The following is a 16,126-nucleotide window of genomic DNA, read 5'->3' on the forward strand; positions in this document are numbered from 1 at the left end:
TACAAGGAGGGGGTCACTGGTTCGAGCCCAGTAACGACCACCATGCTTTAAAAATGATTTCGATGGGTCGTTAGCTCAGTCGGTAGAGCAGTTGACTTTTAATCAATTGGTCGCTGGTTCGAATCCAGCACGACCCACCATCATTTAAGTCTTGTCCCAGGTCGTTTAGCTCAGCTGGGAGAGCACCTCCCTTACAAGGAGGGGGTCACTGGTTCGAGCCCAGTAACGACCACCATGCTTTAAAAATGATTTCGATGGGTCGTTAGCTCAGTCGGTAGAGCAGTTGACTTTTAATCAATTGGTCGCTGGTTCGAATCCAGCACGACCCACCATCATTTCAGTCATATCCCAGGTCGTTTAGCTCAGCTGGGAGAGCACCTCCCTTACAAGGAGGGGGTCACTGGTTCGAGCCCAGTAACGACCACCATATTGAAAAGCCCGCAGCGATGCGGGCTTTTTCGTTTCCGTCTCTCATCAGGTTCGCAGTCGATCCAGCTCGCTTGCCAGGGTGGTGGCCGCCTGTTCCAGTGCCTCGCTCAGGCGCTGGCTGGCATTGGCCTCTTGTCCCAGGGTGGTGGCGGCGTCGCCGATGCGCATCAGATTCTGGTTGATGGTGTCGCTCACGGCACTCTGCTGCTCGGCGGCGGTCGCCACCTGGCTGATGTGATCATGGATCTGCTGGATCTGGGTGACCACCTGATTGAGTGCCTCGAAGGCCTGCTCCGTGCCTTCAACCGTGCTCACCGAGCGGGCGATCCCCGTGCTCATCAACTGCTGGCTGCTGGTGACCTCGGTTTGCAGGCTGCCGATGAGCTGCCCTATCTCGTCGGTGGATGAGCGGGTCTTGTTGGCCAGCGCCCTCACCTCGTCCGCCACGACGGCAAACCCCCTGCCCATGTCGCCGGCCCGCGCCGCCTCGATGGCTGCGTTGAGTGCCAGCAGGTTGGTCTGTTCGGCAATGGCCCGGATCACATCGAGAATGTGGCTGATATTGGTGCTGCGCTGGGCGACCTGGGCGACCGCCTTGTCGGCCTGATGCATGTCCTCGACCAGGGTATGGATCTCGCTGCGGGCCCTGCTCAAGGTCTGCTGGGCCGTGCTGACATGGTGGGTCACCGCTTCCGACTCCTGCGCCGCCTGTTCCGCATAGCCCGCCACACTGACTGCCGTGGTGCTCATCTCGTGCATGGCGCTGACCACGCTCTCCAGCTCCAGGCTCTGATCATCCAGGCTGCTGCGCATGGCATCGGCCGTCTGTTTCATGCCCCTGGCCTGCTGATGCACCTGTTGTCCTATCTGCTTGCTGCCCTGCACCATGGCCCTCAGCTTGCCGAGGAAGGCATTGAGATGCCTGCCCAGCTCGATGAGCTCCTGGTGGGTGTCGATACGCATCTGCTGGGTCAGGTCGCCCTCATTGCTGGCGAGGTGGGAGACGTGGCGGCTGATGAGGGAGAGGGGCGCCGTGATGGTCTGAATGAACCAGACAAGCAGCCCCAGGGCCACCAGGGTGATGACAACGATGGCAACCAGCTGCTGCTGCTGGGTCGCCTGCAACAGGCTGCCGAGCTGCTGGCTGATGGTGTTGGCCTGGCTGAGGGCGAGGGCCTTGGGCACCTTGATCATCAGCCACCACTGGTTGTCGGCAGCCTCGATCCGTATGGGCTGCTGCAAGATGAAATCGCTGTCGGTATCGGCGGGGCGTCCATTCGGGGCAACCAGTCCGGCCTCTGTCAGGGGACGCCCCAGTTTGTCCGAATGGCGGTTGCTGCCGACGATGAAGCCCGCCTTGCTGACCAGGGTGACCTCGGCCTGGTTGTCATAGAGGCTCTTGCCAAGGTGCTCGGCCAGTTGCTGGAAGATGGGCAGGTTCATGTCGACCCCGGTGATCCCGGCAAACTTGCCATCCTTGAGGACGGGCACCGTCAGGCTGGTCATCAGCATCTTCTGGCCAGGGCTTATCTCGTAGAGGTAGGGTTCCATCAGGCAGGGGCGACGAGTCTCGCGACCGCAGAGATACCACTCGCTGTTGCGAATGCCGAATTCATTGCGCGAGGTGTCGAACTTGGCGTCACTGGTGGCGGCATCTATGGTCTGCTGCGCGATGTTTCCGTTCTGTTCCCGGGTGAAATAGACCTCGAGACTGCCCTTGCCGGCAACCGAATGGCTGGCGCCCGTCTGCCAGTCGGCGTCCTGTCCGTCGTAACCGTTGGGTTCGAACTGGGCGTAGATGGAACTGATCCCGTTTGCCTGGCGCAGGCGGCTGCCAAGCAGGAGCTCTACTTGCGGGCGACTCAGCCGCTGGTCCGGCTGGGCCATGCTTCCTTCAAGCTGCGCCGCCATGCCGAGCGGTATCTGATAGGCCTGCTGCAACTGGTCTTCGATCTGCACGGCATACCGCTCTGCCTGGAATTGCAGGGAACGGGAAACCTCCTGCTCCAGGGCGCCACGGGTCTGCGCCATGATGTCATCGCGCAGGCCGTTCAGCGAGGAGGACTGTATCCATGTCATGGCGACGCCACTGGCGAGAAAAAGTCCCAGCGTGAGCAACAACAACTTGGTCTTGAGCGAACGTTGTTTCATTCGACAACTCCTTTTGGCAAGAATGACAACGATATGGTCGGAGCGGGTCCTGACAGTTGTACTGTACTGGATTTGTTGATGGGTTTGTGCACGGCTTCTGGTTATAATTTTGGCCTTCCCGAGCGTTGATGGAACAGTCGCAATGAGCAATGCACTGAGTAGTATTCCGCCGGTAGTCGAGATGGACTACCCCTTCCCGGCCAAACCACAGCCCCTGACTCCCGAGCAGAAGGCGACCCTGATCGCCGAGATCAAGGTGCTGCTCGAGGCGCGCCAGGCCGTGCTGGTTGCCCATTACTACACGGATCCCGAGATCCAGGCCCTGGCAGAAGCCACCGGTGGCTTCGTGGGTGACTCCCTGGAGATGGCCCGCTTCGGTCGCGACCATGCGGCCCAGACCCTGATCGTGGCCGGTGTGCGCTTCATGGGAGAGACCTCCAAGATCCTGAGCCCCCACAAGCGGGTGCTGATGCCGACGCTGGAGGCCGAGTGCTCTCTTGATCTGGGTTGTCCAATTGACCAGTTCTCCGCCTTCTGCGATGCCCACCCCGATCACATCGTGGTGGTCTATGCCAATACCTCGGCAGCGGTGAAAGCACGGGCCGACTGGGTGGTCACCTCCAGCATTGCGCTGGAGATCGTCGAACATCTGGACAGTCAGGGTCACAAGATCATCTGGGGCCCGGACAGACACCTCGGCGCCTACATCGAGAAGAAGACAGGGGCCGAGATGCTGCGCTGGCAGGGTCACTGCATCGTGCACGACGAGTTCAAGGCCAAGGCGCTGCGCGAGCTCAAGGCCCAGAACCCGGATGCCGCCGTGCTGGTGCACCCGGAGTCCCCGGCCTCCGTCATCGAACTGGCGGATGCGGTGGGTTCCACCAGCCAGCTCATCAAGGCCGCCAAAGAGTTGCCCCAGCAGAAACTGATCGTGGCGACCGATCGCGGCATCTTCTACAAGATGCAGCAGGCCTGCCCGGAGAAAGAGATGGTGGAGGCGCCCACCGGCGGTGATGGTGCCACTTGTCGCAGCTGCGCCCACTGCCCCTGGATGGCGATGAACGGCCTGGTGGCCATCAAGGAAGCCCTGACCGACGGTGCCGAGCGTCACGAGATCCATGTGGATGAGGCACTGCGTCTCAAAGCGCTTGTCCCGCTCGACCGCATGCTGGATTTCGCCGCGGAGCTCAAGCTCAAGACCCAGGGCAACGCCTGACTGACTCTGTGGCAAGATGCAAAGAGGGCTCCCGCGGGAGCCCTCTTTATTTATCCGTCATCTGTATCGTCAGATGATGACGGTGGAGAAGCTGTGCTCCTCGTCGGGCGGGACGGTGATCCCGTCCTCGGCGGTGATGGCCGCCTCGACACAGAGCATGGTGCGATAACCCTCGTCACTCATGTCGGCCATGGCGCTGGCCCCTTCCTGCCAGGGAGTCCAGACCACCACGCTGTCGTGGTTGCCGTTGACCACCCGGGTGGTGCGCTCACCATCCTGCACGCTGACCATGGCATCGGGCTGGCGGTAGATGCGATCCATGGCTGCGGTGACGGTCAGCGCGCCCTGTTGCAGTTCGTTTCGGCCGGTCAGCTTGTCCAGATAGGGTTCGCCGAGGCCGGTCACGGTCACCGCTTCCGGCGCACTGATCTGCAGGTAGGTGTGCAGGGCGGCATTGTAGGTGAGCGCTGACTTGCCGGTGTTGCGGGTGGTCAGCACCAGGGAAAGCTCCTTGCCGACCAGTACGTCCAGCTCCAGCTCGAAGGCATTGGGCCAGAGCGTCCTGCTGGCATCGTTGTCACGCAGGGAGAGGTGGACGAGTGTGCCATCCCCGTGATCGGAGACCCCATCCAGCGTCCACAGGCAGTTGCGTGCGAAGCCATGAGCCGGCTTGCCGCTGCCAACGCGAGCGGGGGAGGGGCCGAACCAGGGCCAGCAGAGGGGAATGCCGCCGCGAATGGGCTTGCTGCCATCCAGTATCGCCTTGTCGCTGAGCCAGAGAGAGGCCGGCTCACCATGGCGTTGGTAACGCAGCACGTGGGCGCCAAACAGGCTTATCTCGGCCCTGGCGTGCTCATTGTCTATGGTCAGCAGGGGCAGGCCATCCTGGCTCAGGGTGCAGTGGGCAGTCAGCGTACGTGTCGGTGTCATAAAGGCTCCAGTGCTCGGGGACATTCAGAAAGGGTCCGTGATTCAGAATACAAAAAGGCGGCCATTGGCCGCCTTTTTTCAAGCTACGCGATTGCGCATCCCAAATTACTTGGAGATGTGAGCGATCAGGTCCAGAACCTTGCTGGAGTAGCCCATTTCGTTGTCGTACCAGGAGACGACTTTTACGAAGGTCTTATTCAGCTGGATACCAGCCTTGGCATCGAACACGGAAGTCTGACGCTCACCCAGGAAGTCGGTGGAAACCACTTCGTCTTCGGTGTAGCCCAGCACGCCCTTCATGGCGCCTTCGGAGGCAGCCTTCATGGCCTGGCAGATTTCAGCGTAGGACGCTTCTTTCTTCAGGTTGACGGTCAGGTCAACAACGGACACGTCCGGAGTCGGCACACGGAAGGCCATGCCGGTCAGCTTGCCGTTCAGTTCCGGGATGACCACGCCAACAGCCTTGGCAGCACCGGTAGAGGACGGGATAATGTTCTGAGCCGCACCGCGGCCACCGCGCCAGTCTTTGGCAGACGGACCATCAACGGTCTTCTGGGTAGCAGTGGTAGCGTGAACGGTGGTCATCAGGCCGGATTCGATACCGAAGGTATCGTTCAGAACCTTGGCGATGGGGGCCAGGCAGTTGGTGGTGCAGGAAGCGTTGGAAACGATGTCCTGGCCAGCGTAGGAATCCTGGTTGACGCCCATGACGAACATCGGGGTAGCGTCTTTGGACGGACCGGTCAGTACGACTTTCTTGGCACCGGCAGCGATGTGCTTGCGAGCGGTTTCGTCGGTCAGGAACAGACCGGTTGCTTCGGCAACAACGTCAACACCGATTTCGCCCCATTTCAGGTTGGCCGGGTCACGTTCAGCGGTAACACGTACGGTTTTGCCGTTGACGATCAGGTTGCCGTCTTTGACTTCAACAGTGCCCTTGAAGCGACCGTGAGTGGAGTCGTACTTCAGCATGTAAGCCATGTAGTCAACGTCGATCAGGTCGTTGATACCAACCACTTCGATGTCAGCACGCTCAGCGGCCAGACGGAAAACGAAACGACCGATACGGCCAAAACCGTTAATACCTACTTTGATAGTCATAATTGGTTACCTAACTGTTCAGTAGTCAAAGAAAATTCCGTTTGTAAATTTACTAGAACTCCCTCGCGAGTCAACCAACAATCTGCGCGAAATTGCGCTATATCATGAAAAACTGTGAAATTTATTTTCGGTTTATGTAACTGGCTACCAACTTTTGTTGAATGCATCATCAGCAAAGTCGGTGGCAGAGAACAACAATAGTGCTTGCCCGGTCACACATCCAGCCGGGGAGATATGTAAAAATGTGCGCGGTTTAGCATGGCCAAAGAGCCACTGTTCAAGTACCAACCATAAAAATTAATCACAAAATAGCGTAGACAGAATCCACAGCGGGAATTCTCAAACTATGACCACCCTGATTGAACAGCTGGCTGCCGCCAAAGGCATTGCCAGTGAGTATGTTGATGCCTGGGGCCAGCCGGCCCTGGTATCGGAAGAGAGCAAGGCCGCCATGCTGGGCGCCATGGGCTACCGCGTCGACGACGAGGCCGCCCTGTCCGAACAGCTTGAGCAGGAGCACCGCCAGCACTGGCTGCGCGCGCTGGATCCCGTGATGGTGGTACGCAGCGGCGACGCCGTTACTCTTGAGGTTCGCCTCCCCATCGAATTCGTCAACGATGCCCTCACCTGGCAGCTCCAGCAGGAGCAGGGTGCAGTGCTGTCCGGTCAACTCACCCCCATCGAGGGTGAGCTGGTCGGGGTGGCCGAGTTCGAGGAGATGGAGTGCCAGGCCTATCGCGTCACCCTGGATGTGCAGCCTGCGCTGGGTTATCACCAGCTCATCCTGCTAGAAGAGGGCAATGACGAGCCGCTGGCCACCATGCGTCTCATCGTCGCCCCCAAGTCCTGCTACAAGCAGGCGCCTATCGCCAATGGTCGCAAGGTGTGGGGCCCGAGCGTCCAGCTCTACTGCCTGCGCAGCCGCCACAACTGGGGCATCGGCGATTTCAGTGATCTCGGCCAGCTGGTTGAGAATGCCGCCGCCTGGGGAGCCCACTTCGTCGGTCTCAACCCCATCCACGCCCTCTATCCGGCCAACCCGGAGAGTGCCAGCCCCTACAGCCCCTCTTCCCGTCGCTGGCTCAACGTCGCCTATATCGACGTGGAAGCGGTGCCCGAATTCCTGGGCAACGATCGCCTGAAAGCGGAAGTGGCGAGCCCGGCCTTCCAGCAGCACCTCACCTCCCTGCGGGTCAAGGACAATGTGGATTACACCGGCGTCATCCAGACCAAGATCGGGATGCTGCGCCAGGTGTTCGACCAGGCCAGCTTCAGCGCCGAGCGTCAGGCTGCGTTCGATGCCTTCGTGGCTGCAGGCGGTGACAGCCTGCAACAGCAGGCAGCGTTTGACGCCCTTCAGGCCCACTTCTATGCCAAGGGCGAGAATGCCTGGGGCTGGCCGGTCTGGCCCGAGGCGCTGCGCGATTACCACAACCCCGAAGTGGCGGCCTGGATGGCCGAGCACCAGCAGGATGTGGCCTTCTACCTCTATCTGCAGTTCCTGGCTGACGAGCAGCTGGCCCGGGCCGATGCCCGCGCCAAGGCCGCCGGCATGGTGATGGGGATCTACCGGGATCTGGCGGTCGGCGTCTCCGAAGGCTCCACCGAGATCTGGGCAAACCGGGATCTCTACTGCCCGAAAGCCTCGGTCGGTGCACCGCCCGACATCCTCGGCCCCCTCGGCCAGAACTGGGGCCTGCCCCCCATGAACCCGAACCAGCTGTTCGAGGCCGCCTACCAGCCCATGGTGGATCTGTTCCGCGCCAACATGCGCTCCTGCGGCGCCCTGCGCATCGACCACGTGATGGCCTTGCTGCGCCTGTGGTGGGTGCCGCCCGGAGAGTCGGCCGCCAAGGGGGCCTACATCTATTACCCGGTGAACGATCTGCTGGGGATCCTGGCCCTCGAGTCCCATCGCAACCAGTGTCTGCTGATCGGCGAGGATCTCGGTACCGTGCCGGAGGGGATCGACGTGACCCTGAAAGAGAACGGCGTCCACTCCTACAAGGTGTTCTTCTTCGAGCGTTCCAAGGACGATGGTGGCTTCATCTCCCCGGCGCACTACGCCGAGCAGGCGATGTCCGCCCTGACCACCCACGACATGCCGACCCTCAAAGGCTTCTGGCATTGCGACGATCTGGCGCTGGGACGCGAACTGGGCCTGTACCCGGATGAAGACGTACTCAAGACCCTGTATGCTGATCGCCACCAGGCCAAGCAGCGGATCCTTGACAGCCTGCATGCTCATGGGGTCATCTCTGGCAATATCAGTCAAGACGTGAACTGGGTCGGCATGAATACCGAGCTCAACCACGGTCTGCAACTGCACATGTCCCGCGGCAGCTGTGCCCTGTTCAGCACCCAGCTCGAAGACTGGCTGGAGATGGACAAGCCGGTCAACGTGCCGGGTACCAGCTACGAGTACCCCAACTGGCGTCGCAAGCTCTCCCGGGATCTGGAGGATATCTTCGCCGACGAGGCGCTCAAGAATCTGGCGGGCAAGATGAGCCGGGCCCGTGACGATGCCAGCCGTTGAGCCTTGAACGCCAACATGTGACTCACTTTCATCCGCTTCGGCTTCGGCCGAAGCGGATGTTCAGCCATCAAAGGAAATGTCGATGCCCGTTGAACGTTTGGTTGCCGCCCGCTGTGCCGATCCCTTCTCCCATCTAGGCCTGCTGGCCAATCCGGATGGGCCAGGCCTGAAACTCACCGCCTGGTTGCCCGATGCACTCGAGGTCCGGGTCAGGGATCTCAAGTCAGGCAAGATAGTTGCCACCCTGACCGCCGCTGACGAAGCGGGCCTCTTTGAAACTGTTTTCACCCGCCGCAAGAATCCCTTCCCCTACCAGCTCATCGCGACCTACGCCGACGCCAGTGCCGACATCATCGACCCCTATCAGTTCCAGGCCGCCGCCTGGGAGGGGCTGGCGGAACTCACCTGGCAACCGGAAAACCTCTACCACACCCTCGGCGCCCAGTTGCGCACCGTGACGCACCTCGGCCAGCAGGTGGAAGGGGTACGCTTTGCCGTCTACGCGCCGAGCGCCACGGCCGTGAGCCTCATCGGCGATTTCAACTTCTGGGATGGCCGCCGTCACCCCATGCAGCGCAGCCAGTGCGGCCACTGGGTGCTGTTCGTGCCGGGGCTCAAGGCCGGGGATCGCTACAAGTTCGAACTGAAAGACCCGGCGGGCAATCGCCTGCCCCACAAGAGCGACCCGGTGGGCTTCTACTGCGAGCAGTACCCCTCGTTCGCCTCCGTGGTCTATGACCACGGCCAGTACCAGTGGCAGGACGCCGCCTGGCGCGAGAGTCAGCTCAATGACAAGCGCGAACAGCCCCTCTCCATCTACGAGCTGCACGTGGGCTCCTGGAAGCGTCACCCCAACGGCGACAGCCTGAGCTGGCGCGAGCTGGCGGTGGAACTGGTGGATTACATCAAGGAGATGGAGTACACCCACATCGAGCTGCTGCCGGTCTCCGAGCACCCCTTCAGCGGCTCCTGGGGCTACCAGCCGGTGGGCATGTTCTCCCCCACCAGCCGCTACGGCACGGCCGACGATTTCAAATACTTCGTGGATCAGTGCCACCAGGCGGGGATCGGCGTGATTCTGGATTGGGTGCCCGCCCACTTCCCGTCCGATGCCCACGGCCTGGCCCGCTTCGACGGCACGCCGCTCTACGAGTACGAAGATCCGCGCCGTGGCTGGCACCCGGACTGGAACTCCTACATCTATGACTTCGGTCGCGACACCGTGCGCCAGTTCCTGGTGGCCAGCGCCCTGTTCTGGCTCGACAAGTTCCACATCGACGGCCTGCGGGTGGATGCGGTCGCCTCCATGCTCTATCTGGATTATTCCCGCAACGCCGGTGAGTGGGTGCCCAACGTCGATGGCGGCAACCACAACTACGAGGCGATCAGCCTCTTGAAGTGGACCAACGAGGAGGTGTACGGCAAGTACCCCCACGCCATGACCATCGCCGAGGAGTCCACCGCCTTTGCCGGGGTCTCCCGTCCCACCTTCCTTGGCGGCCTGGGGTTTGGCTTCAAGTGGAATATGGGCTGGATGCACGACACCCTCAGCTACATGCAAAAAGAGCCCATTCACCGTCGCTACCACCACAACGACATGACCTTCTCCATGGTGTACCACTATGACGAGAACTTCATTCTGTCCCTCTCCCACGACGAGGTGGTCCACGGCAAGCACTCCCTGCTCTACAAGATGCCCGGCGACGAGTGGCAGCAGGCCGCCAACCTGCGGGCCTACATGGGCTTCATGTACGCCCACCCCGGCAAGAAGCTGAACTTCATGGGCACCGAGATCGCCCAGAGCAACGAGTGGAACCACGACGCCCAGCTGCCCTGGCACCTGCTGCAGTATCCCAAGCACGGCGGCCAGCAGCGGCTGATCCGGGATCTCAACCACCTCTATCGTCATGAACCTGCCTTGTATCAGGCCGATTATGAACAGACCGGCTTCCGCTGGCTGGATCACAACGACGCCGACAACAGCATCTTCGCCTGGCTGCGTGCCGACAAGCTGGGGGCGCATCCCCTGATGGTGGCCTGCAACTTCACCCCGGTGCCTCGGGTCGGCTATCGCCTCGGGGTGCCGGCCGCCGGCCACTATCGGGTGTTGCTCAACACCGACAGCGAGCATTACTGGGGCAGCAACTATGATGTGGGTCTGGTCTTCGTCGCCGAGCCGACGCCCTGGCAGGGCATGGCGCACAGCATAGTGCTGGATCTGCCGCCGCTCGCGACCTTGTTCATCAAACAGGAGTCTTGATGTTCACAATGGAAAACGGGGTGGATCACCCGCTGGGCGCCCGGCTCGACGAGATGGGCTGCCACTTCTGCGTCTGGGCACCGCAATCGGACAAGGTGGAGCTCTGCCTGTTCGACGAGCAGGAGCAGGAGCAGGCCCGGCTGGCACTGCCCGGCCGGCGAGGCCAGTACTGGTTCGGCCATGTGCGCGGCGTCAAGGCCGGTCAGCGCTACGGTTATCGGGTCCATGGCAGCCCCCAGGACGGCCTGTTGTTCGACCCGGATAAGCTGCTGATCGACCCCTATGCCAGGGCACTGAGCCGTCCTACCTACTGGGACGACGCCCTCTATCAGGGGGACAGCGCGGCCATGGTGGCCAAGTCCGTGGTGGTGGACGATGCCTTCGACTGGCAGGGGGTCGGCAAGCCCGGCATCCCGCCCGAGCGGGTCGTGCTCTACGAGACCCACGTCAAGGGCTTCACCCGCCAGCACCCCGGGATCCCCAAGGAGCTGCAGGGCACCTATCTGGGCATCAGCCACCCGCTGATGATCGAGCACCTGCAGGGGCTGGGGGTGACCTCGGTCCAGCTGATGCCGGTGGCGGCCTTCATGTCCGAGCCCCGGCTCGAGCAGCTGGGGCTCACCAACTACTGGGGCTACAACCCCATCGCCTTCTTCGCGCCCGAACCGCGCTACGGGGCGAAGGATGCGGTGACCGAGTTCAAGACCATGGTGCGCGAGCTGCACCGGGCGGGGCTCGAGGTGATCCTGGATGTGGTCTACAACCACACTGCCGAGTCGGGCTTCGACGGCCCCATGCTCTCCCTCAAGGGGTTTGACAACGCGGGCTACTACGCCTTCGAGTCGGGGGCCCACGGTCCGGATTACCATCGCCACGCCAACGTCACCGGCTGCGGCAACAGCGTCAATCTGGATCACCCCAATACCCTGCGACTGGTGCTCGATGCCCTGCGCTACTGGGTCACCGAGATGCAGGTGGACGGTTTTCGCTTCGATCTGGCGGTCACCCTGGCGCGGGAAGCGGGGGAGTTCGATCCCATGAGCGCCTTCTTCAAGGCCATGATGGCGGATCCCGTGCTGGCGCGGGTCAGGCTCATCGCCGAACCCTGGGACATCGGCCCCTTCGGCTATCGTCTCGGCCAGTTTCCGAGCCAGTGGCTGGAGATCAACGATCGTTACCGCGACACGGTGCGCGCCTTCTGGCGCGGGGATGCGGGCAAGATGGGGGATTTTGCCACCCGTCTGGTGGGCTCGCGGGATCTCTTCCCGAAGAACTGGCGCTCCCCCCACACCAGCGTCAACTACCTCTGCTATCACGACGGCTTCACCCTCGAAGATCTGGTCTCCTACAACCAGCGCCACAACCAGGCCAACGGCGAGGACAACCGGGACGGCCACGGCAACAACCTCTCCAGCAACCACGGGGTGGAGGGGCCGACGCTCGACCCCAGGGTGAACAACCTGCGCCAGCAGCAGAAGCGCAACCTCATCGCCACCCTGCTGCTGTCACAGGGGACGCCCCACTTCCTGGCCGGGGACGAGATGGGCCGCAGCCAGCTCGGCAACAACAACGCCTACTGTCAGGACAACCAGATAAGCTGGGTGAACTGGCAACTGCGCCCGGAGGACGAGCGGCTGCTTGCCTTCACCCGCCAGATGATGGCGCTGCGGGCGGAGTCCGGGGTCTTCTCCAACCTGAAACTGAGCGACGACGGCTGGAACGGCAAGGCGACCAGCTGTCACCAGGTGAACTGGTATCACCCGGACGGCCATCAGCTCACCGATCAGGACTGGCACGCCCCCATGGGGCAGGCGTTTGCCATGGACATCGGCATGATCGGCTGCACCGGGGAGCGCTGGTACGTGCTGTTCAACGCCAGCGACTATGACATCCAGTTCCGCCTGCCGCCGCCGGGGGAGGGCATGGAGTGGATCCAGACCATCGACACCGCCACCAACGACGGCCTGCCCTTCCTGCCGGACGACATCAAGCGGCAGGTGGCGGTGGGGCGTGCCCACTCCCTCAAGCTGCTGGAGCGGGTCGCCCTGCCGGCGGCGGTGCTGGCGAGTGAAGGGGTGGTGGCAGCGGATGTTGTCGCCGTGTTGCCAACGGGATCACAGTTCCCGCTGGCGGGGTAGAGCCAGGCGCCCTGACTGGGTATGCTGGGCACCGTTATCAGTGGTGAGGAGCCGGAATGAGCAGTAACAACCCTGAACAGTGGCGCGACAAGCTGAGTGCAGAGCAGTTCCACGTCTGCTGGGAGAAAGGGACCGAGCGTCCCTACAGCGGTGCCCTGCTGCACAACCGCAAGAGCGGCGATTACCACTGCGTCTGCTGCAAGCAGGTGCTGTTCCACTCAGGAGCCAAGTTCGACGCGGGCTGCGGCTGGCCCTCGTTCGACCGGGCCATCGAGGGGACGGTGACCTACACCGAGGACAACAGCCACGGCATGAAGCGGGTGGAGATCACCTGCAGCCAGTGCGGCTCCCACCTCGGCCACGTCTTCCCCGACGGGCCGACCGAGACCGGCCAGCGCTACTGCGTCAACAGCCTGAGCCTGGATTTCGAGCCCGACGCCTGATCCCCGACACGACCAGCGGCGCCTCCCTTCGGAGGCGCCGCTTTTTTATCTCCCCCTGTCAGGTGCCGGGCTATGCCAGCGGCAGGCAGATGTCGGTGACCAGCTCATGGGTGGGCACCTCGTGTACAAAGTTGTGGTAGTGGAAGAAGAGCGGAAAATCCCGCAGCTCTTCGCCGCTGGCGGGCAGCCAGTCGCGGTAGAGCGCCCGGGCGCAGTCGGCCAGGAGGTCGTGGGAGCCGTGGTGGCGTACCACGGCGCAGCGCCCGGCCGGGATGAGGGCATTCTTCACGCCCCACTCATTGTCCTCGGCGACGGGGGCCTCGACGCTGCCACAGAGGGTAAAGCGAAACGCCGCACCCTCCGTCGTGGCGGGGTCGTCCGGCGCCAGGCCATAGGTCCGGCTGGTGGCGACCGGGGAGCCGCCCGTGGCCTTGCGCCACTGGATGAAGCGTGCCGCGGTGTCGTTGATGCGCTCGGGCAGGCCCTTATGGGTCAGGGCGGCGACGGCGGTCTGCGGGAACTGGATGATGTCGACTCGCATGGGGTCAATCCTCTTTGTGGGGGGCCGTGGCAGGCAGCGATGCCAGCTGGCCCAGTCCGGGTGCTGTCTGAACTGGCTGGGCGTCAGGCCGAACGTCTGCTTGAAGGCGCGACTGAAAGATTCGCCATGCTGGAAGCCGGCATCGAGGGCGATATCAGTCACCTTGTCCAGAGGAGCGAATGCCAACCGGTAAGAGGCCCGCTTCAGCCGCAGCAGCTGGATGTAACGCCCCAGCGGCACGCCGCAGTAAGCGGCAAATTGCCGATGAAAGTGAAAGGGCGAAAAGTGCGCCACGGCGCTGAGCCGCTCCAGCGACAGGTCGTCGTCGAGATGGCGCTCGATGTGCTCTGTCACCGTTTGAAAGCGTCGGCGGTAGGCCTCTGTCTGGTTGTGATCCATGGTCTCTCCTCTGTGCTGCCCACTATCGGCCAACGGGCCCGAGCTGTCCTGACGTATCTTGCTCTCTTTGCCTCCCCTCGGGGATAAGAGCCATGACCGCCAGCCCGGCGGGCGTTGCCTGACTTGTCGCGGGTTCGTCAGGCCAGCAGCAGGGCTGCCCCCGTCAGCAGGGCGGCGAGGGGCAGCACGGGGAGCCGTGGCACCCGCAGCAGGTAGAAGCCGACGGCGGCCAGCGCCAGATCGGTGGGGGAGAGCACGGCGCTCTGCCACACCGGCTGATAAAGGGCCGCCAGCAGCAGCCCCACCACGGCGGCGTTGATGCCGGCCACGGCCCCCGCCAGACGGGGGCGGGCCAGCCAGTGCTGCCAGCAGGGGCCCAGCGCCCAGAGCAGCAAGAAACCCGGCAGGAAGAGCGCCAGGGTCGCCAGCAGCGCCCCGATGAGGGGAGTGGCGGGCAGCAGCACGGCGCCCAGGTAGGTGGCCAGGGTGAACATGGGGCCGGGTACCAGCTGGGCCAGGCCGTAGCCGGTCAGGAACTGCTGCTCGCTCAGGTGGTGACCCAGGCTCTCCTGCAACAGGGGCAGCACCACGTGACCACCGCCAAACACCAGGCTGCCTGCCCGGTAAAAGTCGGCCAGCAACTGGCTGACGGGGCCGCTCGCCACCAGGGGCAGGCCGACGAACAGCAGGGCGAACAGCAGCAGGGTCGGCCAGTGAGGCTGGCGAGCAGGAGTGGATGCGAGGCCCTGACTCCCCGGGTGCGGCTCGCGCAAGGCACAGAGCAGGGCCGCGCCGAGCAGCATGGCGACCTGGGTCAGAAGACCGGGGGCGCACCAGAGGGCGGCGGCGGTGGCCACCATGACCCCCTGTTGCAGCGCCGTCTTGCAGAACTGGCGGCTCATGGTGAGCACGGCATCCGCCACCACGACGAGCGCCAGCAGCTTGAGGCCGTGCAGGGCGGCGTCCAGCCAGAGGTTGCCCGCAAGCTGACCCAGACCGACGGCGGCCGCCAGCAACAGCAGGAAGGAGGGGAGGGTAAAGCCGACGAAGGCAGCCAGGGCGCCGCCGATGCCGGCGCGGTGGCGACCGATGGCAAAGCCGAGCTGGCTGGAGGCCGGACCCGGCAGCAGTTGGCACAGGGCCAGCAACTGGGCGAACTCCCCTTGGTTCAGCCAGCCCAGCCGCTGGACAAAGGTGCGCTGAAAATAGCCGATATGGGCGGCCGGCCCGCCAAAACTGATGCATCCCAGCCACAAGAACTGCATGAATACCTGTCCCATCTTCCCCTCCTCGTCATCATCCTGGCTCGGATAATATGACAAAAAAGTGACAGTTTGGTGACGGTACGCCCTCCCGCGCAGCCTGCCATCAACAGAGGCTGGCAGGGTGGCGGGTCGCCTCCGCCAGCTGACGAGAGGTACCGGGGTGACGCGCGGCAGCCTGCCGGTGAGGGTCAGGGGGCAGGTTGTGCCTGGGGCAGGTAGCATTGTCCCGCCAGCCAGCAGGCGATGGACTGGCGGCTGGCGTCGAAGTGAGGCTCGGGCAGAGTGTGCGGGTCGCACCAGATCCAGCCCTCGCACTTCTCCGGCTCCAGCAGTTGCGGCTCCCCTTCCACCTCGGCCAGCAGGGTGACAGAGACGTAGTGCAGCCCGCTCTCGCGCCAGGTCTCCAGGTTGTTGGTGACGGCGATGACGCGAGGCTGCCGGATGACGAAGCCGGTCTCCTCTTCCACCTCCCGGATGGCCGCCGACTCGAAGGTCTCCCCCAGCTCCAGATGGCCGCCGGCGATGGACCAGTAGGGGGCATGGCTGCCCTTGCGCTTGCCGAGCAGTACCTGGCCCTGGCCATTGGTGAGAATGACGCCGACACCGACGCGGGGATAGGGGGTAGACATAGGGGAGGCTCCTTGCTGAAACGGCGGGGTGCGCCAGGGAAAACGGGCCCACCTTAGGGGGGATGGGCCCGTTGTGCAAGCCGCCTGT

The 16,126-nt window shown here is 63.0% G+C and carries 11 protein-coding genes and 4 tRNA genes; 9 read left to right on the top strand and 6 right to left on the bottom strand.

What is annotated here, in order from left to right; genetic code table 11:
* The first annotated feature begins 64 nt into the window (after window positions 1-64).
* From J9889_RS10545 to J9889_RS10560, 4 genes are all read left to right on the top strand, one after another.
* Window positions 65-140, top strand: a tRNA-Lys gene (locus J9889_RS10545).
* 19 nt (window positions 141-159) lie between these two features.
* Window positions 160-235 (top strand) — tRNA-Val (locus J9889_RS10550).
* Between the two features lie 21 nt (window positions 236-256).
* A tRNA-Lys gene (locus tag J9889_RS10555) sits at window positions 257-332 on the top strand.
* Window positions 333-351: 19 nt separating this feature from the next.
* A tRNA-Val gene (locus J9889_RS10560) sits at window positions 352-427 on the top strand.
* Between the two features lie 47 nt (window positions 428-474).
* Here J9889_RS10560 and J9889_RS10565 read toward each other — a convergent pair.
* On the bottom strand, window positions 475-2,580 hold the full coding sequence (locus J9889_RS10565) for a methyl-accepting chemotaxis protein (protein ID WP_210556637.1): 2,106 nt from the start codon (window positions 2,578-2,580) through the stop codon (window positions 475-477).
* A gap of 142 nt (window positions 2,581-2,722) precedes the next feature.
* Here J9889_RS10565 and nadA point away from each other — a divergent pair, with 142 nt between their 5' ends.
* The gene (nadA, locus tag J9889_RS10570) at window positions 2,723-3,796 is read left to right on the top strand and encodes a quinolinate synthase NadA (RefSeq protein ID WP_052816503.1); all 1,074 of its coding nucleotides are present in this window, start codon (window positions 2,723-2,725) and stop codon (window positions 3,794-3,796) included.
* A 69-nt stretch (window positions 3,797-3,865) separates the two neighbouring features.
* On the opposite strand, the gene J9889_RS10575 is transcribed toward nadA, so the two are convergent.
* Both J9889_RS10575 and gap read right to left on the bottom strand, forming a co-directional pair.
* Complete coding sequence (locus tag J9889_RS10575) at window positions 3,866-4,726, bottom strand: D-hexose-6-phosphate mutarotase (RefSeq protein WP_210556639.1); 861 nt, start codon at window positions 4,724-4,726, stop codon at window positions 3,866-3,868.
* Between the two features lie 105 nt (window positions 4,727-4,831).
* Window positions 4,832-5,827 (bottom strand): type I glyceraldehyde-3-phosphate dehydrogenase, encoded by a 996-nt coding sequence (gap, locus tag J9889_RS10580; RefSeq protein ID WP_010672882.1) that lies wholly within the window; start codon window positions 5,825-5,827, stop codon window positions 4,832-4,834.
* 346 nt (window positions 5,828-6,173) lie between these two features.
* On the opposite strand from gap, the gene malQ reads away from it, so the two are divergent.
* The 4 genes from malQ (at window position 6,174) to msrB (ending at window position 13,204) form a co-directional block, all read left to right on the top strand.
* Complete coding sequence (malQ, locus tag J9889_RS10585) at window positions 6,174-8,363, top strand: 4-alpha-glucanotransferase (protein ID WP_210556641.1); 2,190 nt, start codon at window positions 6,174-6,176, stop codon at window positions 8,361-8,363.
* Window positions 8,364-8,445: 82 nt separating this feature from the next.
* The gene (gene glgB, locus J9889_RS10590; protein WP_210556643.1) at window positions 8,446-10,623 is read left to right on the top strand and encodes a 1,4-alpha-glucan branching protein GlgB; all 2,178 of its coding nucleotides are present in this window, start codon (window positions 8,446-8,448) and stop codon (window positions 10,621-10,623) included.
* A complete protein-coding gene (glgX, locus tag J9889_RS10595) occupies window positions 10,623-12,761 on the top strand; it encodes a glycogen debranching protein GlgX (RefSeq protein ID WP_210556645.1) in 2,139 nt (712 codons plus the stop codon). Before glgB ends, glgX begins: the two co-directional genes overlap by 1 nt.
* Window positions 12,762-12,817: 56 nt before the next feature.
* Entirely contained in the window at window positions 12,818-13,204 is a 387-nt protein-coding gene (gene msrB / locus J9889_RS10600) for a peptide-methionine (R)-S-oxide reductase MsrB (RefSeq protein WP_010672886.1), read from the top strand.
* Between the two features lie 70 nt (window positions 13,205-13,274).
* Here the strand turns inward: msrB and J9889_RS10605 are convergent, their stop codons facing one another.
* From J9889_RS10605 to J9889_RS10615, 3 genes are all read right to left on the bottom strand, one after another.
* The gene (locus J9889_RS10605; protein WP_210556647.1) at window positions 13,275-14,144 is read right to left on the bottom strand and encodes an AraC family transcriptional regulator; all 870 of its coding nucleotides are present in this window, start codon (window positions 14,142-14,144) and stop codon (window positions 13,275-13,277) included.
* A 137-nt stretch (window positions 14,145-14,281) separates the two neighbouring features.
* Window positions 14,282-15,424, bottom strand: coding sequence for a chromate efflux transporter (gene chrA / locus J9889_RS10610; protein ID WP_143238072.1), 1,143 nt, complete (start codon window positions 15,422-15,424; stop codon window positions 14,282-14,284).
* Between the two features lie 173 nt (window positions 15,425-15,597).
* Entirely contained in the window at window positions 15,598-16,038 is a 441-nt protein-coding gene (locus J9889_RS10615; protein WP_210556649.1) for an NUDIX hydrolase, read from the bottom strand.
* Window positions 16,039-16,126 lie beyond the last annotated feature (88 nt).

The organism is Aeromonas sp. PrichA-15 (genome assembly GCF_017939245.1).
Lineage (GTDB): Bacteria > Pseudomonadota > Gammaproteobacteria > Enterobacterales > Aeromonadaceae > Aeromonas > Aeromonas caviae.

What these genes read in the sequence shown, in the direction of transcription:
- J9889_RS10565 (WP_210556637.1), bottom strand. Translation starts at nt 2,580, where the DNA reads ATGAAACAACGTTCGCTCAAGACCAAGTTGTTGTTGCTCACGCTGGGA.
- nadA (WP_052816503.1), top strand. Translation starts at nt 2,723, where the DNA reads ATGAGCAATGCACTGAGTAGTATTCCGCCGGTAGTCGAGATGGACTAC.
- J9889_RS10575 (WP_210556639.1), bottom strand. Translation starts at nt 4,726, where the DNA reads ATGACACCGACACGTACGCTGACTGCCCACTGCACCCTGAGCCAGGAT.
- gap (WP_010672882.1), bottom strand. Translation starts at nt 5,827, where the DNA reads ATGACTATCAAAGTAGGTATTAACGGTTTTGGCCGTATCGGTCGTTTC.
- malQ (WP_210556641.1), top strand. Translation starts at nt 6,174, where the DNA reads ATGACCACCCTGATTGAACAGCTGGCTGCCGCCAAAGGCATTGCCAGT.
- glgB (WP_210556643.1), top strand. Translation starts at nt 8,446, where the DNA reads ATGCCCGTTGAACGTTTGGTTGCCGCCCGCTGTGCCGATCCCTTCTCC.
- glgX (WP_210556645.1), top strand. Translation starts at nt 10,623, where the DNA reads ATGTTCACAATGGAAAACGGGGTGGATCACCCGCTGGGCGCCCGGCTC.
- msrB (WP_010672886.1), top strand. Translation starts at nt 12,818, where the DNA reads ATGAGCAGTAACAACCCTGAACAGTGGCGCGACAAGCTGAGTGCAGAG.
- J9889_RS10605 (WP_210556647.1), bottom strand. Translation starts at nt 14,144, where the DNA reads ATGGATCACAACCAGACAGAGGCCTACCGCCGACGCTTTCAAACGGTG.
- chrA (WP_143238072.1), bottom strand. Translation starts at nt 15,424, where the DNA reads ATGGGACAGGTATTCATGCAGTTCTTGTGGCTGGGATGCATCAGTTTT.
- J9889_RS10615 (WP_210556649.1), bottom strand. Translation starts at nt 16,038, where the DNA reads ATGTCTACCCCCTATCCCCGCGTCGGTGTCGGCGTCATTCTCACCAAT.